Origin of the sequence: Corynebacterium sp. (assembly GCF_030532325.1) — a bacterium.
In the GTDB taxonomy this organism is placed as follows: domain Bacteria; phylum Actinomycetota; class Actinomycetes; order Mycobacteriales; family Mycobacteriaceae; genus Corynebacterium.
This window is the reverse complement of sequence record NZ_JAUNLS010000017.1, coordinates 1-18,177: the sequence shown is the minus strand read 5'-3', so window position 1 is coordinate 18,177 and position 18,177 is coordinate 1. Positions and strand designations below refer to the sequence as shown.

Genomic DNA, 18,177 nt, shown 5'->3' with positions numbered 1-18,177 from the left:
TTTGTGGTTAGCATTGCACCATGCCTACCCTCAGCACCCTTCCCAGCCCTACACTCCGCGCCACCGCAGATGCCCTGGTGCGCTCAGGTCGGTGGCCTGCGCCCATGGGGGTCATCGACCTGGAGGCCTTCGATTTCAATGCCAGGCAGATGCACCAGCGCGCCGGAGGCCTGCCCATCCGGGTGGCCTCGAAGTCTCTGCGCAGCGTGGCTGCTTTGCACCGGGCGCTGGGCCACGAGGGCTTTAGGGGGATCCTGGCCTTTTCGTTGCCAGAGGCGCTGCTGCTGGTCAAGGAGGGATTCCGGGATATCGTCGTGGCCTATCCCTGTGTGAACCGGGCGGCCCTGCGGGAGCTGGCGGCGGATGCCACCGCGCGCGAGGCAGTGACCCTCATGGTGGACTCGGTGGAGCTGCTCGATCTGCTTGAGGGCCCGCTGCGGGTGGCCATTGACATCGACTGCACCCTGCGGTTGCCCGGCACGGTCATCGGGCCGCGCCGCTCCCCGGTGCGCGAGCCCGAGCAGGTCGCAGCCCTGGCTCGAGAGATCACGCGCCGCGGGCTGCGGCTGGTGGGGATGATGGCCTACGAGGGGCAGGTGGCCTCCGTGGCTGACGGGGAGAAGGGCCCGGTGGGCGCGGTGAAGCGCTGGCTGCGCGGGCGGTCCATGGAGGATCTGGCCCCGCGCCGCCGCGCGTGCATCGCCGCCGCGCGCGAGGTGGCGGACCTGGAGTTTGTCAACGGCGGCGGCACCGGCAGCTTGAGCGAGTCCGCGGCCGAGGGCAACCTCACGGAGCTGGCGGCGGGTTCCGGCTTTTATACCCCGGCCATCTTCGATCACTTCGCCGAGATCAACCACAAGGCTGCCGCGTTCTTTGTCTGCCAGGTCTCACGCCGCCCGGCCCCGGGCTGGGCCACGGTCAACTCCGGCGGCTGGATTGCCTCCGGCCCGCCCGCGCAGGACCGCGTTCCGGTGCCCGTGTGGCCGGCGGGGCTGAGCTACTCGGCCATCGAGGGGGCGGGCGAGGTACAAACCCCGCTGCGCGGCAAGGCCGCCGACTCCCTGCGCGTGGAGGATCTGGTGTGGTTCCGCCACGCCAAGGCGGGGGAGATGACAGAAAATCTTTCCCGCCTGCTCGCCGTGGGGGATGGGGGCACTGGCGCAACCGAGGAATGGGACACCTATCGAGGACAAGGATGGACACTGCGATGACTGCACAGGCACGGGCAAAGACCTGGACAAAAACCCAGACAAAGACCCAGACAAAGACACGGCGCTCGCGAGCGCAGAAGAACTTCTCCAACTGGTCGGGCTCGGTGACCCGCCAGCTGCACAACTATGTTCAGCCCGCCACCGTGGCCGGCGTGCAGGAGGCGGTGCTCAGGCACGAGTCCCTGCGCCCGGTGGGCGCCGGCCACTCCTTTACTCCGGTGGCGGCGGGGGAGAAGACCATGCTTAACCTCGATCACTTAAGCGGCATCGTCAGCGTGGACAGGCAGCGCAAACGCGTGCGCTTCCTCGCGGGAACCCGCCTGCGCGATATCCCCCGGCTGCTCAAGCCCTTTGGCCTGGCGCTGGCCAACCAAGGCGACGTGGACCCGCAGTCCCTGGCTGGGGCCATTTCCACCTCCACGCACGGCACCGGAATTGGCTACACCGGCTTCGCGGCGACGGTCACGGGGCTGACGCTCGCGGATGCCTCCGGGCAGCTGCGCACCTATTCCCTGGAGGAGGACCCGGAGTTGCTGCGGCTCATCGTGGTCAGCGTGGGCACCCTGGGCGTGGTGGTGGAGGTGGAGATGCAGTGCGTCGACGCCTTTGACCTCCTCGCCGAGGAGTCCGGCGCGCCCATCGAGGATCTCCTGGATAACTGGGAGGAGTACAGCCGCGGGGTGGACCACTTTGAGTCCTACTGGTTCCCGCACACCGACATGGCCATGACCAAGTCCAACACCCGCCTGCGCCCCGAGGATCCCACGCCGGGGGTGAGTGCGCAGCGCTCCCGCCTCAAGCAATTCGTGGATGACGAGCTGCTGGGCAACGCCGCCTACGGCGCCTTGATCCAGATTGGTCGCGTGGTGCCGCAGACCATCCCGAGCTTCAACAAGCTGGCCACCGCGGTGATCTCGAATAACCGCTATCGCGCCGCCGCCCACGAGGTCTTTGTTAGCCCGCGCCGCGTGCGCTTCCACGAGATGGAGTACTCGGTGCCCCTGGAGGCCGGCCCGGAGGCGGTGCGTGAGATCCGCCGTTTCATCGACGCCCAGAACTGGCACATTGCCTTCCCGCTGGAGCTGCGCAGCACCGCGGCCGACGAGGTAGCGCTCTCCACGGCCTCCGGGCGCGAGTCGATGTACATCGCGGTGCACGTGCCGTGGTTTAAGAACCCGCACGAGTACATGCCCAAGATCGAACCTATCCTGCGGGCTGCCGGCGGGCGCCCACACTGGGGCAAGATGCACACCCTGGTGCGCGAGGATCTCGCGCAGCTCTACCCGCGCTTTGACGAGTTTTGTGCCCTGCGCGAGGAGATGGACCCGCAGTGGCGCTTTGGATCGGAGTACATGCGCAGCCTCTTTGGCTAGCGGGGTTATAGGCTAGCGAGTTGCGGTTTGCAGGCGTTGTTGAAAACCATTACCGTTAGCGCAATGACGACTCCCGTTACCGTACTGTCCGGATTCCTCGGCAGCGGCAAGACCACGCTGCTCAACCACCTGCTGGCCAATCGCGCCGGGCGCAAGCTCGCCGTGATTGTCAATGACTTCTCCGAGGTCAACATCGACGCCGCCCTCGTGGCCGGCGAGGGCCACCTGGAGCGCGGCGAGGACCGCTTCGTGGAGCTGTCCAACGGCTGCATCTGCTGCACGCTGCGCGAGGATCTCATCGACTCCGTGGGAAGGCTGGCCGCCAGCGGGGCCTATGACCAGATCATCATTGAGTCCACCGGCATCTCCGAGCCCATGCCGGTAGCCGCAACCTTTGAGTGGGAGTTCGAAGAAGGGCGCAGGCTTGCGGATCTCGCCCCCATCGACACCATGGTCTCGCTGGTCGACGCCTCCACCTTCCTCACCCAGCTCCGCCGCGGCCGCACCCTGGCCTCCCAAGGCATCGAGGCCACCTCGGAAGACGAGCGCACCATCGCCGATCTCCTTGTGGACCAGGTAGAGTTCGCCGACATGCTGCTGGTGACCAAGACGGACCTGGTCAGCGCGGAGGAGACCGAGCGCGTGGTGGCCACCCTCAAAGCCATGAACCGCCGCGCCAAGGTGCTGCCGGTGACCAACGGGCACATTGCCGCCGAGCTCGTCCTCGACGCCCACCTCTACGATCTCGGCACCGCCGCCAGCTACCAGGGCTACGCCGAGGAGCTGGCCAACCCGCACACCCCGGAGACCGAGGAATACGGCATTTCCTCAGTGGTCTTCCGCTCGGATCGGCCCTTCAACCGGCAGCGCCTGCTCGAAGCGCTGCGCGCCTCCACCGGTCTGGTGCGCTCCAAAGGCTACTGCTGGATCGACAGCGAGCTCAGCATCGCCCACGCCTGGCAGCAGGCCGGGCCCAACCTGCAGATCCAGCCGGCCTCCCTGTGGGCGGCCAATGGAGTGACCCCAGGCTCGGAGGTGGTGCTCATCGGGGTGGAGTTCAATGCGGAGGAGACCCTACGCAACTTCCGCAATGCGGTGCTCAGCGATGCCGAAGTTGCGGCCCTCATCACAGCGCGTGCGGACGATGCTGCTAAGGTAAGCGGGTCCTAAAATCCCGCATGCCCTGCCCGCGGCCACCGTGACCTGCCTACGGCCCGGCGGCATGCGCTTGATAGAGCAGAAGTCGATATAGCAGAAGAAGGTGTCTGAAACGTCCGTCAACTCCGAATCCGAGCAGCCACTCATCAGCCCAACCTTCGTCTTTGCCTGGTTGGTGAACTTTGCCCAGTTCATGATCTTCTACCTCTTGGTGACCATCATGGCGCTGTACGCGGTGCAGCAATTCGGGGCCTCGGAAACGGCGGGCGGCTTCGCCTCCAGCGCCTTCATCGTCGGCGCGACCATCGCCAGGATCTTCTCCGGCTACCTTGTTGACGCCGTCGGCCGCAAGCGCAGCCTGCTGGGCTCGCTGGTGGTGGTCGTGGTGGCCGCCGTGCTCTACTTCCCGGCGCAATCGCTGGGCAGCCTCATCGTGGTGCGCACCCTGCACGGCCTGGGCTACGCCGTGGCCTCCACCGCCGTGATGGCCGTGGCGCAGTCCGTCATCCCGGATCACCGCCGCGCGGAGGGCACCGGCTACTTCGCGCTCGGCACCACCCTGGCCACCGCCTTTGGCCCCGCAGCCGGCCTGGCTCTGGCCAACACGATGGGCTACAACACCGTCTTCGTCGTCGTGCTCACTCTCACCGTCATTGCTCTGGGCCTAGCGCTGCTGCTCAAGGCCCCGGCCCACGAGCGCCCGAGCGTGACCTTCAGCCTGGCCAACATTGTCCACCCCGCGGTGGCGCCCTTCGGCATGTTCATGCTGCTGGTCGGCGTGGCCTACACCGGCATCATCACCTACCTCAACGCCTACACCGAGCAAGCCGGGCTGAGCACCGGAGCCAGCTTCTTCTTCCTGGCCTACGCGGTGGTGAGCCTGGGCATGCGCTTTGTGTTGGGGCGCGTGCAGGATAGGCGCGGCGATAACGTCATCGTCTACAGCGCGCTGGTGTGCTTCATCGCCGGGCTGGCCCTGCTGGCCGTGGCACACAGCAACTGGCAGGTCATCCTCTCCGGCGCGCTGGTGGGCTTGGGTTACGGCTCCATCATGCCGGCCGCCCAGGCCATCGCAGTGCGCATGGTTCCCCTGCATGAGATGGGCGCGGGTATCTCCACGCTCTTCCTGCTTCTCGACGTCGGTATCGGCTTTGGCCCCATCCTCCTGGGTGAACTCGTCGGCGCCACCAGCTACTCCGCGATGTACTGGATGCTCGCCGCGCTGACCGTCATCTCGGTGGCCGTCTACTTCGCCGTCCACGGGCGCACCGACGCAGCCAAGGGCGGGCACGTCCGCCCCGCCTAAGCGGTTCCACCTCAGCGGCCCCATCTCAGTAGCACTGCGCTGCAGGATCTGGCGTGGCCCCTTAAACTGTGCGGCACACCCGCCAGAAGCTTAAGGAGCCAGCCCATGGATCTTCCTTTGACCTCCCTCGTCGGGGTGGTGCTGGAGAAAACCCGCCCGCCCCGCCCCAAGATGCGCAGCCGCAAGAAGCTGCCGCACATCGAAGCCCGCACCGTCGACATCGCGCCCATCGAGGGCCCGCAACTGCGCATGACCGTGCGCGAGCTCCTCGTCTTTGCCGCAGAGGAGCACCAGGCGGGCATTGTGCTGGACGGGAAGTCCTTCAGCCCGGAGAACGTCGCTGAGGCCGCCCCCGCCGCCCGCGAGGCCATCGACCGGGACAGGCAGTGGTGCGTGGGGCGCTTCGGTCTGGCCACCCCGGAGGACATCCTGCCCTTCGAGGGCGAGGCCTACCCGCAGCACTCATACGATCTCCCCGAATTTGTGATCCGCTGCTGCGGCGAGCGCGTGGAGGTCTCCGGTGATATCTCCGCGGAGACCGTCACGGAGTTCCTGGATAGGCGCACCGCGGACGGCGTGCGCGGCGCCTGGCTTTCCCTGCACGGGGTCAACGGCCCCAACATGTTTGTGCTCACCCCGAATTTCATGCACCGCCCGGCGTGGTCGGCGCAGCCCACCCCGGCAGAGTGGGCCGCGGAGCTGGAGCGGCACCCGCGCAGTGCGCAGTGGATCCCGGATTGGCTCGCCGCGCAGCTGCGCCTGGCAGAGGAGGAGAAGTAATGGATATCAACTGGGAGAGCACGGACACCGCCCGCGACTTCTTTGATGCCGCGCGGCTGAGCGATCCGCAGGAGCGCGAGGAGGCCCTCGGCGCCATGCTCGATCACGGCTGGACGCCGCCGGAGGATCTCTTTCCCGAGCTGTTCAAGCGCCCCGACATCGACGGGGCCTTGGTGCAGCGGCTTGTCGATGCCGGTGCGGACCCCTCCGCCATGAACCGCTTCGGGGAGACCGCGTGGAACCTCCTCTTCAAAACGCAGCGCAGTGACGAGCAACTCTGGCCCATCTATCAGGCGCTGCTCACGGTGCCCCCGCGGTTGGCCGTGTCCACCCCGACGCTTTACAACGCCATCCTCAACCACCGTCGCCTGCGCCTGCTCGCGCTGCTGGAGCCCTACCTGCCGCCGCAGGCGACGAGCGTGCCGGTCAACCCCGCGACGCTCTAGCGGGAGGAAACCGAGGCGCTGTCTACCTCGGTGTCTTCGGTGTCGGCATCTTCTTCACCGGCGCCCTTCTTCACCAGATCGGACACGCCATCCTCCGCGGCGTCCCACACCGCCTGATCCTGGATGCCCGCACGCTTGGCCACGACCGTCGCGCACAGCGCCTGGCCCGTGACGTTGACCGCGGTGCGACCCATATCGATGATCGGCTCGATGGACAGCAGTAGGCCCACGCCAGCCAGCGGCAGGCCCAGCGTCGACAGCGTCAGCGTAAGCATGACCGTGGCGCCCGTGGTGCCCGCGGTGGCCGCCGAGCCAATGACGGAGACAAAGATGATGAGCAGGTAGTGGGTGAAGTTGAGGTCGATGTCGTAGAACTGTGCGATGAAGATCGCGGCGATGGCCGGGTAGATGGAGGCGCAGCCGTCCATCTTGGTGGTCGCGCCCAGCGGCACTGCAAAGGAGGCGTACTCGCGCGGCACGCCCATGGCCTGCTCGGTGAAGCGCTGCGTCACCGGCATCACGCCCATGGAGGAGCGGGTGACAAAGCCCAGGGAGAACACCGGCCACACGCGCTTGTAGAAGCCAAAGACCGGGATGCGGTTGAAGGCCAGCACGGCAGGGTAGACCACGCCGATGACCAGGGCCAGGCCCGCGTAGATGGCCAGCACGAACTTGCCCAGGGAGCTCAGCGCGTCCCAGCCGTAGGTGGCCACGGCCTTGCCAATGAGCGCGGCGGTGCCGATGGGGGCCAGGCGGATGACCCACCACAGGACCACCTGGATGACCTTGAGGAAGGACTCGCTAAAACGCAAGAAGGGATCTGCTGCCTTGCCTGCCTTGACCGCGGCAATGCCCAAGGCCAAGGAGACCACCAGCAGCTGGAGTGCACCAAAGCTCAAAGAGACTTCGCCGTCGCTAAGCGAGGCCTTCATGCCGATGAAGTTGGAGGGCAGCAGCTGCTCCAGGAAGGCAGTCCACGAGCCCACGCTGGAGGGCTCGGCGGCGGTAGAGGCGTCCACGGTGGATCCCACGCCCGGGCGCAAGACCAGGGCGACGATGATGCCGGTGATCACCGAGAGGAAGGCGGTGATGGCGAACCACACCAGGGTGGATACGGCCAGGGAGGCGGCGTTGGTCACCTTGCGCAGGTTGGCCACCGAGGTCACCACGGCGGCGAAGATGAGCGGCGGGACCATGACCTTGAGCAGCTGCACGTAGGCGCTGCCCACGCCGCTGAGCGTTTGGGTCAGCCAGGAGCCCTTCTCGTTGTCAGCGGGCAAGCCGGAGTCCATGCCGGCGGCGATGAAGCCCAGGATGAGGCCGACGATGAGGCCAGCGATAACTTGGGCGCCAAAGCCGGTTGCCCACGAGGGGAGTCGACGGCGCTGGGGTGCGGATTGAGTCACGAGAATTCCTTGCGAGCGAATAGACAGCCTTGTATATATGTGAACTGTATAGTCCAGAAATTATGAACTAACCGGTTCACTTCAACTTTAAACACTGTACGAGAAGCAGAAATTCCCGTGCAACTTCCTCGGGGCTAGAAAGAAGGGGTGGCGTGCACTTAGGGTTGCCTACCTAGAATTTTCTTAAGGCGAAACGTACTTTTAACATATGTCTCGTTTTAGCCCGCTCAACTGGCCCGTTGTCCGCCAGATGCGCAATAAAGATGCCTTTGGCAGGGACGTGAACACGCAGTCCGCAAAAAGCAAGGACATGCAAGGCCGTCTTGTCGACGCCGACAAGGTCGTTCAGTCCGTCTGCCCCTACTGCGCGGTGGGATGCTCCCAGCGCGTCTACGTCAAAGACAACCGCGTCATTCAGATCGAAGGTGACCCAGATTCTCCGATCTCCCGCGGCCGCCTGTGCCCCAAGGGCTCGGCCTCGGAGCAGCTCATCAACTCCGCCTCGCGTCTGACCACCATCAAGTACCGCGCCCCGTACTCCACGGAGTGGCAGGACCTCGATGAGGAAACCGCGATGGAGATGATCACCGATCGCTTCCTTGAGGCCCGCCGCAACCACTGGGAGGACACCGACGAGCAAGGCCGCCGCCTCAACCGCACCATGGGCGTGGCCGGCCTCGGCGGCGCGACCCTCGACAACGAGGAGAACTACCTGATTAAGAAGCTGTTTACCGCCACGGGCGCTATTCAGGTCGAAAATCAGGCCCGCATATGACACTCCGCCACCGTTCCCAGTTTGGGAACTTCGTTTGGCCGCGGCGGCGCAACCCAGCCGCTGCAGGATATGGCGAATGCGGACTGCATCGTCATTCAGGGTTCTAACATGGCCGAGTGCCACCCGGTGGGCTTCCAGTGGGTGGTTGAGGCCAAGAAGCGCGGCGCGCGCATCATTCACGTGGATCCGCGCTACACGCGTACCTCCGCTTTCGCGAACCGCCACATCGGCATCCGCGGCGGCACGGACGTTGTCCTGCTTGGTGCCATCATCAAGTACGTCTTGGACAATGACCTCTATTTCCACGACTACGTGGTGAACTACACCAACGCGGCCTCGATCATCTCCGAGGACTACCGTGATACCGAGGACCTCGAGGGCCTCTTCTCTGGCTACGACGCCGAAAGTGGCAAGTACGTCACGGACTCCTGGCAGTACGTGCGCAAGCCGGAAGGCTCCTCGTGGAACGTGGAGAAGGACATGAGCCTGCAGCACCCGAACTCGGTGTTCCAGATTCTTAAGCGTCACTACTCGCGCTACACCCCGGAGCTGGTGGAGGAGACCTGCGGTATCTCGCAGGAGGACTTCTACTACCTGGCAAACTCGATCGCCGATAACTCCAACCCGGAGCGCACCACCTGCTTCGCCTACGCGCTGGGCTTTACCCAGCACACCCTGGGCGCGCAGTTCATCCGCACCGCGGCGATTCTCCAGCTGCTCATGGGCAACGTGGGCCGCCCGGGCTCTGGCATCATGGCGCTGCGTGGCCACGCCTCCATCCAAGGCTCCACGGATATCCCGACGCTCTTCCACTCCCTGCCGGGCTACCTGCCCATGCCGCACGTGGCGCAGGAGACGTGGCAGGACTACGTCAAGGCCATCCGGGCTGAGGACCAGAAGGGCTTCTGGCAGATCGGTGAGAACTACGCCGTCTCGCTCATGAAGTCCTACTGGGGCGATGCTGCCACCAAGGAGAACGGCTGGGGCTACGACCTCATGCCCAAGATCTCCGGCGCGCACTCCACCTACGAGACCCTCATGGCCATGCTGGACAAGGAGGTCGAGGGCTACATCGTCTTCGGCCAGAACCCAGCGGTGGCACAGTCCAATGGCGGCATGCAGCGACGCGGCCTGGCCTCCCTAAAGTGGCTCGTGGTTCGCGACTTCCAGGAAATCGAGACCGCCTCCTTCTGGAAGGACTCGCCCGAGGTACGCAACGGCGAGCTCAAGACCGAGGAGATCGGCACCGAAGTCTTCCTCATGCCGGCGGCCACCCACGTGGAGAAGTCCGGTACCTTCACCCAGACTCAGCGCATGCTGCAGTGGCGCTTCCAGGCCGTGACCCCGCCGGGTCAGGCCCGGTCCGACGGCTGGTTCTTCTACCAGCTGGGCAAGCGCATCAAGGAGCGCCTGGCCGAGTCCACTGATCCACGCGATCTGCCCATCCAGTCCGTGACCTGGGATTACACCGAGGACGAGCACGGCGAGCCGGATTCCGAGGAGATCCTGCGCGAGATCAACGGCTACTACCTGGAGGGGCCGAAGAAGGGCCAGCTGCTGCCTGCCTTCGTGGAGATGAAGAATGACGGCTCCACTTCCGGTGGCTGCTGGATCTACACCGGCGTGTTCAAGGACGGCATCAACCACTCCGCCAGCAAGGTGCCTGGTTCCGAGCAGAACGAGGTGGCCCTGGAGTGGGGCTGGGTCTGGCCGGCCAACCGCCGCATCCTCTACAACCGTGCATCGGCAAAGCCGGATGGCACTCCGTGGTCGGAGCGCAAGAAGTACATCTGGTGGGACGAGGCATCCGGTTCCTGGGTGGGTGATGACGTGCCCGACTTCCCGGCCACCAAGCGCCCGGATTACAAGGCTCCTGTCGACGCCGTCGGCCCCGCCGCCCTCGACGGCGACGATCCCTTCATCATGCAGGCCGACGGCCTGGGCTGGCTCTTCGCCCCGAAGGGCCTGTCCGATGGTCCTCTGCCCACGCACTACGAGCCGCAGGAATCCCCGGTGCTCAACGCGCTGTACAAGCAGCAGCAGTCGCCGACCCGCCTGACCATCAAGCGCCCGGACAACCTGTCGCGTCCGGCGCCGGGTGAGTTCGGCGAGGATGTCTTCCCGTTCGTGTTCAACACCTACCGTCTCACGGAGATGTACACCTCGGGTGCGATGTCGCGCCGCCTGCCTTACCTGGCGGAGCTGCAGCCGGGCCTGTTCTGTGAGGTTGACCGCGATCTGGCCGCCAAGCGCGGCCTGGTCAACGGCGAGTGGGCCACCATCGTCTCCCCGCGTGGTGTCATCGAGGCCCAGGTGTTGGTTACCGACCGCATGGAGATGCTCACCATCAACGGCAAGGACTTCCACCAGATTGGTATCCCGTACCACTACGGTGAGTCCGACACCACGCCGGTGGCTGGCGACGGCGCCAATGACCTGCTCGGCCTGACCCTCGAGCCGAACGTGTTCATCCAGAACTCCAAGGTCGGCGCCTGCGATATCCGCCCGGGCCGCCGTCCGCGCGGCGAGGCTCGCGTGGAGCTGCTCAAGGAATATCAGCAGAAGGCAGGGCTGACCGTCGAGACCGGTAACCGCGTGCTCGACGTGGGTGACGAGTTCACCACCACGGACGGTGTCGCCGAGACCGAGGGTCCCACCCCGGGCTCTGACGCCGAGCCCAGCTCCGCGCCGATCAGCACGGAGAAGCCCGAGGAAGGCAAGGAAGGATAGAAGATGGTCAACGCATTGACCGAGAAGGCCGATCAGCACGGCTACGAGTCCTACCGGCGCATGGCCTTTTTCACCGACACGTCGGTGTGCATCGGCTGCAAGGCCTGCGAGGTTGCCTGCAAGGAGTGGAACCGCAACCCCGTCGAGGGCTACGAGGTTACCGGTAACTCCTACGACAACACCGGCTCCCTCGGCGCCAACACCTGGCGCCACGTGGCCTTTATCGAGCAGAACAACGAGCGCATCGAGCAGGCCCGCGAGGAGGGCCGCAAACTGGTCTCGCTGGGCATGCCCTCGGTGGGCGCCGCGCTTGACGACGCCCCCGATACCACCCCGCCGGACACCAGCGACTTCCGCTGGCTGATGTCCTCCGATGTGTGCAAGCACTGCACCAACGCCGGCTGCCTCGATGTCTGCCCCACGGGCGCGCTGTTTCGCACGGAGTTCGGCACCGTCGTGGTGCAAGATGACGTGTGCAACGGCTGCGGCACCTGCGTGGCCGGATGCCCCTTCGGCGTCATCGAGCGCCGCGACGACGGCGGCGTGACGCTCAAGACGGACAAGACCGCCACCGTGGACTACGAGGATTACAGCCACGCCGGCGTGAACCTGCTCAAGAAGCTGCGCCAGCTGCAGCCGCAGGGCCCGGACCACACCCCGGGCAAGCCGATGCCCATCCACAACATGGGCGTGGCCCAGAAGTGCACCATGTGCTACGACCGCCTGAAGATGGGGGAGCAGCCGGCGTGCGCCAAGACCTGTCCAACTGATTCCATTCAGTTCGGCCCCTACGAGGAGATGCTCGCCGCGGCGAAGGAGCGCGTCAAGGTGCTCCACTCCCAGGGGCTGACGGAGGCCCGCCTCTACGGCGCCAACAGCAAGGACGGCGTCGGCGGCACCGGCTCTATCTTCCTGCTGCTGGATTCCCCGGAGGTCTACGGCCTGCCGCCGGACCCGCGCGTGCCCACGGCAGACCTACCGCAGATGTACACAACCGCAGCGAAGGCAATCGGCGGCATGGCGCTCGCCGTGGCCGGCGCATTCGTACTGGGAGGACGCAAGTGACTGAGTTTGACGAGTACCGCCCGCCGCAAGAGCCGCGCCGCCGCGGGTTCGGTGGCAAGAAGCGCAAGCGCAAGCGCGTTGGTGCCGGCGCGCAGGACGGTTCCAAAGAGCAGCGCATGGCGGAGGACTTTGAGTTCACCTCCTACTACGGCAAGCCAGTGGTCAAGGCTCCGCCGTGGGAGTGGCCGATTGGCGCGTACCTTTTCCTCGGCGGCGTCTCCGGCGGATCGGCCCTGCTGGCCGCCGGCGCGCAGGCAACGGGCAATAAGGCCCTGCGCCGCAGCACCCGCCTGACCGCGTTCAGCGCGGCCTCGCTGGGATCGGTCTTCCTCGTGCTGGATCTGGGCCGCCCGGAACGCCTGCTCAACATGTTCCGCGTGTTCAAGGTGACCTCGCCGATGTCCGTGGGCTCCTGGATCCTGGGCAGCTTTGCCACCGCGGCCTCCGTCCCGGCCATCGTCGAAGCGGACGAGCTGACCGGCAGGCGCCTGCCGCTGCCGAAGTTCCTGCGCAAGGCCCTGCGCCGCGCCGCGGGCCCCGCGGGTGCGGCGGCCGGTGTGCTGGGCGGCCCGCTGGCTGGCTACACCGCGGTGCTGCTGGGCAATACCTCCAACCCGACGTGGAATGACGCCAAGGAGCACCTGCCCTACGTGTTCGTGTCCTCGGCCGCCGCGGCCTCCGCAGGTGCGGCCATGGTGTTTACCCCGGTGGATTCCGCCGCCCCGGCCCGCGCGCTGGGCATGGCCGCCGCGGTCAGCGACATCGCCGCGACCAAGGTGATGGAAAAGAACATGGAGCCCGAGACCCTGCGCCCGCTGCACGAGGGCACCCCGGGGGCCCTGATGAAGGCCTCCGAGTACCTCATCACAGCAGGCGGCGTGGGCGCGGCGGTAGCCACCGCTACCAAGTCGCGCGCCGTGTCCGTGGCCAGCGGCCTTGCCCTGCTGGCCGGCTCCGCGTGCACCCGCTTCGGCGTGCTCAACGCGGGACTGAAGGCCGTGGAGGATCCGATGACCACCATCGGCCCGCAGAAGCGCCGGGCCGCGAAGCGCGGCCTCGACGCTTCCGTGGTCACCCCCTTCTAGGAGACGGTGATGAACGGGGCGCCCTCCGGGCGCTCCACCGTGCGGCCGATGACCGGGTAGCCCGGCACTTCGCCCACGATGAGCAGCCCGCCCGAGGTCTGGGCGTCAGCCAGGAAGATGAGCTCTTCCTCGCTGAAGCCCTCAGCGGTGATGTGCGGGCGCACCCAGTCCAGGTTGCGGCGCGAGCCGCCGGGGATAAACCCCTCGGCCAGCGCCTCGCGCGCGCCCTCGACCGCCGGCACCGCGGCGGCGTTAATCTCCGCGGCGATACCCGAGGCACGACACATCTTGTACAGGTGACCCAGCAGGCCAAAGCCGGTGACGTCCGTCGCTGCCTTGACGCCTGCGGCCACCGCTGCCTGCGAGGCCTCCCGGTTGAGCGCGGTCATGGAGTCCACCGCCGCCTGGGAAACCTGCCCGGTGGCCTTGTGCTTGTTGTTGAGGATGCCCACGCCAATCGGCTTGGTCAGCGTAATCGGCAGGCCCGCCTCGGCGGAGTCGTTGCGCATGAGCTTCTCCGGGGACACCACACCCGTGGCGGCCAGGCCGTAGATGGGTTCGGGGGCGGTGATCGAGTGACCACCGGTGATGGAAATCCCGGCCTTGCTGGCCACGTCCATGCCGCCGCGCAGCACCTCGCGCAGGATGTCCAAGGGAAGCACCTCGCGCGGCCAGCCCACCAGGTTGATGGCGGTCACCGGGGTGCCGCCCATCGCGTAGACGTCGGACAGCGCGTTCGCCGCGGCCACCCGGCCCCAGTCGTAGGGGTCGTTGAGCATCGGGGTGAAGAAGTCCGCCGTGGAAATCACCGCGAGGCCGTCCTGGATTTTGACGGCGGCGGCATCGTCGCCGTCGTCAAGCCCCACGAGCACGTTGGGATCCGCGGTGCCCACCAGGCCCTCGACGGCGGACTCAAGCTCGCCGGGCGGAATCTTGCATGCGCAGCCGCCACCGGCTGCAAAAGAGGTCAGTTTAATGTCAGCCATGACTCCCACATTACGCGGCGGCAGGCGGGGATTTGGCCTACTCCGTGTAAAGTAGCCCGATGGAGGCGTACGCGTCCTGGTGGGCGCCGCGGTCTTCAAAACCGTTGAGGCCGAGTATCTCGGTCTGGCAGGTTCGATTCCTGTCCGTCTCCGCCACACTAACCCCACTTTCTTCACGATGAGCACCTCCTCCCAGCCCGATCCCCGCCGCTTCATCCCCCGCATGGATGAGCTTTTGTCCACTCCGGCTGCCCAGGCCGCCCGCGCGCGGCTGTCCGAGCACCGCATCAAAGCCATCGTCACCGCGCAGCTGCATCGCGCCCGCCGCGGCGAGCTGGAGCCTGGCGACGTCCACCGCGAGGTCGCCCGCCAACTCAACGCCGCTACCGCCTATTCTTTGCACCCGGTCATCAACGCCACCGGGGTCATCGTGCACACCAACCTGGGCCGCGCGCCGCTGCCGCCTGCGGCCATCGAGGCGCTCATCGCCGCCGCCGGCTACACCGACGTCGAGCTGGATCTGCCCACCGGGCGTCGCTCCTCCACCCGCGGGGCCGGGGCCACCGCGGCGCTGCTGGCCGCCTGCCCGGGCGCCGAGGACGCACTCGTGGTCAACAACGGTGCCGCAGCGTTGCTGCTGGCCACCGCGGCACTCGCCCCCGGCAAGGAGGTCATCATTTCCCGCGGGGAGCTCATCGAGATCGGCGCGGGCTTCCGCCTCCCCGAGCTCATCGAGTCCACCGGCGTGCGTCTCAAGGAGATCGGCGCGACCAACCGCACACACCCGCAGGACTACGAGCGGGCCATAGGGCCCGAGACCGGCGCCATCCTCAAGGTGCATCCCTCCAACTTCCGCATTGAGGGGTTTAGCGCGCAGGTTTCCGTGCCGAAGCTGCGCTCGATTGCCACCCAGCACGACCTGCCGCTCATCGTCGACCTGGGTTCCGGTCTGCTCACCGCCGATCCGGTCCTGCCCGAGGAGCCGGACCTGCACCGCCAGCTTGCCGAGGGCGCCGATATCGTCATCGCCTCCGGCGACAAACTCCTGGGCGGGCCGCAGGCCGGCATCCTGCTGGGCACCACGCAGGCGATTGCCCGCCTCAAGGTGCACCCGCTGGCCAGGGCAGTGCGCATTGACAAGCTGCGCCTCAACGCGCTGGAGGCGGCGGTTTCCACGCCCTCGAACGCCGTCGAGGACGCCCTGCACATCGACGCCGCCTCCTACGAGCAGCGCACGCGGGAGCTCGCGGCGGCGGTAAAGGGGGAACTCGTCAAGCATGAGGGCCGCGTGGGCGGCGGTGGGGCGCCAGAATACCCTCTGCCGGGCTGGGCGGTGGCACTGCCGGAGGAGCTGGCCGCGCCCTTGCGCACCGGCAGCCCCGCGGTGCTACCCCGCGTGCACCAGGGGCGCTGCCTTATCGATCTGCGCTGCGTGCCGCAGGAACAGGACGCCGCGGTGCGCGCGGCGATTGTGCGCGCACAGGAAGGGGAGTAGATGTACGTCGTTGCCACCGCCGGGCACGTTGACCATGGCAAATCCACCCTCGTGCGGGCGCTGACCGGCATGGAGCCGGACCGCTGGGAGGAGGAGAAGCGGCGCGGCTTGACCATCGACTTAGGCTTCGTGTGGACCCACCTGCCCTCGGGGGCGGACGTGGCCTTCGTGGATGTGCCCGGCCACGAGCGCTTCCTGTCCAACATGCTGGCCGGGGTGGGGCCGGTGCCGGTGGCGCTGTTCGTGGTGGCCGCCGACGAGGGCTGGCAGGCCCAGTCCAGCGATCACCGCGATGCGCTCGATGCACTGGGGGTTGGGGAGGTCGTCGTGGCGCTGACCCGCGCGGACCGCGCCGATGAGCAGCGCCGGGCGCGGGTGCGCGCTGAGGTGCGCGAGGAGCTGGCGGCAACAAGCTTTGCCGAGGCTCCTATGGTGGAGGTTTCCGCGCGCACCGGTGAGGGCCTGGAGGCGCTGAAGGCGGCACTCGATGAGCTGCTGGCCGCGGCCCCGGCCCCCGATGCTCAGGCGCCGGTGCGCTTCTGGGTGGACCGCGCCTTTAGCGTCAAGGGCGCCGGCACGGTGGTCACCGGAACGCTGGCGGCTGGCCGGTTGGCGGTGGGCGATACCCTCGAGCTGCGGGGGCACAACCTAGACATTCGCGGGCTGCACAGCGAGAACACCGCGGTGCAGGCCGCGGAGCCTGTCAGCCGCGTGGCCATCAACCTGCGCGGGGTGGACGCGGGCAGCATCTCCCGCGGCGACGTGCTGCTCAGCCCCGGAGCGTGGCAGCAGGTCTCCATCTTTGACGCGCAGCGGGTGACGGGCGAAGCACTCGATGCTGTGGCGGAGAACCTGGTGTTGCACGTAGGCACGGCCGCGGTGGAGGCCCGGGTGCGGCCGCTGTCGGCGCAGCACGCGCGGGTGAGCCTCAGTGAACCTCTGCCGCTGCGCATCGGGGATAGGGCCGTGCTGCGCGGGCCGGGGGCGCGTCACGTGGTGGCAGGAGTCGAGGTAGTGGACCCCGTGCCGCCGGCCTTTACACGTCGCGGCGACGCGGCACGGCGGGCGTCGGCGCTGGCCGCGCTGGACAACCCGCGCGATGCCGGTGCACTGGTAGTTCGGGAAGGCTACGTGCTGGTTTCGACGCTGCAGCGCCTGGGCTTTGATACCGCCACGCCGCCGGCCGGGGTGATTGCCTTCCGCCAGTGGTGGGTGGCCGCCGCCCAGGTGGGGGCGTGGAAGAAGCAGCTGCTCGAGGCGGTGGAGGCCCACGCGCAGGCCAACCCGCTGGCCTCCGGTCTGCCCCGCCCGGCGGCGGCGCAGGCGCTTACGCTTGACGAGGGTCCTCTGCTCAACCTCGCCATCGCCGCCGCCAAGCTGGAGTCCGCCGAGGGCGTGCTGCGCCTGCCCGGTGCCACCGTAGACCTGGGGCCGGCGGAGAAGGGCGTGCGGGAGCTGGAGCAGCGGCTCGAAAAGCAGCCTTTTGCGGCGCCGGAGGCCGATGACCTCGCTCGCTGGGGGCTGGGACCCAAAGAGCTGGCGGCGGCGGAGCGCGCCGGGCGCGTACTGCGCTTGGGCGGGGGAGTGGTGCTGCTGCCCTCTGCCCCGCAGCGGGCCGTGGAGATTCTGCGCACGCTGGAGCAGCCTTTCAGCACCTCGCAGGCGCGCAAGGCGTGGGATACCACCCGCCGGGTGGCCATTCCCTTGCTCGAGCTTCTCGACGCCCACAGCCACACCCGTCGCCTGGACGGCACCCTGCGGGAGCTGCGTTAGCCTCCGCGGCGGCCGCTGCCTGTGGATAACGCGCCCTGGGTGGGCGCGTCAGGCGGAGTTATCCACAGATCGAGGCCTCCAACTCGATTCGTCCTATTTTTCCTTGACGCTGGCTTTTAGTCTCAGGCTCATGAACGAACAGTTAGAGGCTTATCTTGCCGCGCAGGCCGCGGGTATGGCCATCATCCAGGGGGCAGCCGGGCTATCGGCTGCCCAGTTGGAGGAGGCCGGCTGCAGTAAGCGCGAAGCCGAAGAGTTGGTGCATTTAGCTCAGGTCTACTTCGGGCCGACCAGATACACGAGGCGGCAGCGTAAGGCCCAGGCCACCACCCACAGCCTGTCCACCCTGAAGTTGATTGAGTCTTATGCCAAGAAGGTCAAGGGCAAGGATGCTGCCTGGCAGTTGCGCTTGAAACTCTTGGCGTTGACAACCAGTCAGCAGATCATTGCTACTGCCCGCAAGGAGCTCAAAGCCTTGCGCACACCCCGTGAGGAGGGTGTGAAGATTCGCCGGGATAGGAACGGTATCTCGTTGCTGACGGTGGCTGCTCGGGATTCTGAGCTTATCGAGGTCTACAACTGCCTCGA

13 protein-coding genes, 1 tRNA gene and 1 pseudogene are annotated in these 18,177 nt (G+C 66.9%); 13 read left to right on the top strand and 2 right to left on the bottom strand.

Annotation, left to right across the window (positions count from 1 at the left end; translation table 11 throughout):
- The first annotated feature begins 20 nt into the window (after positions 1-20).
- From Q4E25_RS09180 to Q4E25_RS09155, 6 genes are all read left to right on the top strand, one after another.
- The gene (locus Q4E25_RS09180; protein ID WP_303156484.1) at positions 21-1,211 is read left to right on the top strand and encodes an alanine racemase; all 1,191 of its coding nucleotides are present in this window, start codon (positions 21-23) and stop codon (positions 1,209-1,211) included.
- Positions 1,208-2,584 carry a D-arabinono-1,4-lactone oxidase gene (locus Q4E25_RS09175; RefSeq protein ID WP_303156483.1) on the top strand — a complete coding sequence of 459 codons (1,377 nt, stop codon included), beginning with the start codon at positions 1,208-1,210 and terminating at the stop codon, positions 2,582-2,584. The genes Q4E25_RS09180 and Q4E25_RS09175 overlap by 4 nt, the downstream gene beginning before the upstream one ends.
- A gap of 63 nt (positions 2,585-2,647) precedes the next feature.
- The gene (locus Q4E25_RS09170; RefSeq protein ID WP_303156482.1) at positions 2,648-3,754 is read left to right on the top strand and encodes a GTP-binding protein; all 1,107 of its coding nucleotides are present in this window, start codon (positions 2,648-2,650) and stop codon (positions 3,752-3,754) included.
- A 91-nt stretch (positions 3,755-3,845) separates the two neighbouring features.
- Complete coding sequence (locus tag Q4E25_RS09165) at positions 3,846-5,048, top strand: MFS transporter (RefSeq protein WP_303156481.1); 1,203 nt, start codon at positions 3,846-3,848, stop codon at positions 5,046-5,048.
- A 105-nt stretch (positions 5,049-5,153) separates the two neighbouring features.
- Positions 5,154-5,828 carry a hypothetical protein gene (locus Q4E25_RS09160; protein ID WP_303156480.1) on the top strand — a complete coding sequence of 225 codons (675 nt, stop codon included), beginning with the start codon at positions 5,154-5,156 and terminating at the stop codon, positions 5,826-5,828.
- On the top strand, positions 5,828-6,274 hold the full coding sequence (locus Q4E25_RS09155; protein WP_303156479.1) for a hypothetical protein: 447 nt from the start codon (positions 5,828-5,830) through the stop codon (positions 6,272-6,274). The genes Q4E25_RS09160 and Q4E25_RS09155 overlap by 1 nt, the downstream gene beginning before the upstream one ends.
- Here the strand turns inward: Q4E25_RS09155 and Q4E25_RS09150 are convergent.
- Positions 6,271-7,680, bottom strand: coding sequence for a dicarboxylate/amino acid:cation symporter (locus Q4E25_RS09150; protein ID WP_303156478.1), 1,410 nt, complete (start codon positions 7,678-7,680; stop codon positions 6,271-6,273). The genes Q4E25_RS09155 and Q4E25_RS09150 overlap by 4 nt on opposite strands.
- Before the next feature lie 208 nt (positions 7,681-7,888).
- Here Q4E25_RS09150 and fdnG point away from each other — a divergent pair, with 208 nt between their 5' ends.
- The 3 genes from fdnG to nrfD are packed head-to-tail and all read left to right on the top strand — an operon-like array spanning position 7,889 to position 13,335.
- Positions 7,889-11,185, top strand: a complete 3,297-nt coding sequence (fdnG, locus tag Q4E25_RS09145; RefSeq protein WP_303156477.1) for a formate dehydrogenase-N subunit alpha — start codon at positions 7,889-7,891, stop codon at positions 11,183-11,185.
- Positions 11,186-11,188: 3 nt separating this feature from the next.
- Positions 11,189-12,250, top strand: a complete 1,062-nt coding sequence (locus Q4E25_RS09140) for a 4Fe-4S dicluster domain-containing protein (protein WP_303156476.1) — start codon at positions 11,189-11,191, stop codon at positions 12,248-12,250.
- The gene (gene nrfD, locus Q4E25_RS09135; protein ID WP_303156475.1) at positions 12,247-13,335 is read left to right on the top strand and encodes an NrfD/PsrC family molybdoenzyme membrane anchor subunit; all 1,089 of its coding nucleotides are present in this window, start codon (positions 12,247-12,249) and stop codon (positions 13,333-13,335) included. Before Q4E25_RS09140 ends, nrfD begins: the two co-directional genes overlap by 4 nt.
- Here nrfD and selD read toward each other — a convergent pair.
- A complete protein-coding gene (gene selD, locus Q4E25_RS09130; RefSeq protein WP_303156473.1) occupies positions 13,332-14,321 on the bottom strand; it encodes a selenide, water dikinase SelD in 990 nt (329 codons plus the stop codon). The genes nrfD and selD overlap by 4 nt on opposite strands.
- A gap of 61 nt (positions 14,322-14,382) precedes the next feature.
- Between selD and Q4E25_RS09125 the strand changes: the two genes are divergently transcribed.
- The 4 genes and pseudogenes from Q4E25_RS09125 to Q4E25_RS09110 all read left to right on the top strand — a co-directional run.
- Positions 14,383-14,477 (top strand) — tRNA-Sec (locus tag Q4E25_RS09125).
- Between the two features lie 22 nt (positions 14,478-14,499).
- Positions 14,500-15,816, top strand: coding sequence for an L-seryl-tRNA(Sec) selenium transferase (gene selA / locus Q4E25_RS09120; protein ID WP_303156472.1), 1,317 nt, complete (start codon positions 14,500-14,502; stop codon positions 15,814-15,816).
- Positions 15,817-17,589 carry a selenocysteine-specific translation elongation factor gene (gene selB, locus Q4E25_RS09115; protein ID WP_303156471.1) on the top strand — a complete coding sequence of 591 codons (1,773 nt, stop codon included), beginning with the start codon at positions 15,817-15,819 and terminating at the stop codon, positions 17,587-17,589. It begins immediately after the preceding gene.
- A gap of 130 nt (positions 17,590-17,719) precedes the next feature.
- Positions 17,720-18,177 (top strand): annotated as a pseudogene (locus tag Q4E25_RS09110) (HNH endonuclease); the annotation flags it as partial.

Coding starts and splice junctions, on each gene's coding strand:
- selA (WP_303156472.1), top strand. CDS start 14,500: ATGAGCACCTCCTCCCAGCCCGATCCCCGCCGCTTCATCCCCCGCATG.
- Q4E25_RS09170 (WP_303156482.1), top strand. CDS start 2,648: ATGACGACTCCCGTTACCGTACTGTCCGGATTCCTCGGCAGCGGCAAG.
- Q4E25_RS09140 (WP_303156476.1), top strand. CDS start 11,189: ATGGTCAACGCATTGACCGAGAAGGCCGATCAGCACGGCTACGAGTCC.
- Q4E25_RS09180 (WP_303156484.1), top strand. CDS start 21: ATGCCTACCCTCAGCACCCTTCCCAGCCCTACACTCCGCGCCACCGCA.
- Q4E25_RS09175 (WP_303156483.1), top strand. CDS start 1,208: ATGACTGCACAGGCACGGGCAAAGACCTGGACAAAAACCCAGACAAAG.
- selD (WP_303156473.1), bottom strand. CDS start 14,321: ATGGCTGACATTAAACTGACCTCTTTTGCAGCCGGTGGCGGCTGCGCA.
- selB (WP_303156471.1), top strand. CDS start 15,817: ATGTACGTCGTTGCCACCGCCGGGCACGTTGACCATGGCAAATCCACC.
- Q4E25_RS09155 (WP_303156479.1), top strand. CDS start 5,828: ATGGATATCAACTGGGAGAGCACGGACACCGCCCGCGACTTCTTTGAT.
- Q4E25_RS09160 (WP_303156480.1), top strand. CDS start 5,154: ATGGATCTTCCTTTGACCTCCCTCGTCGGGGTGGTGCTGGAGAAAACC.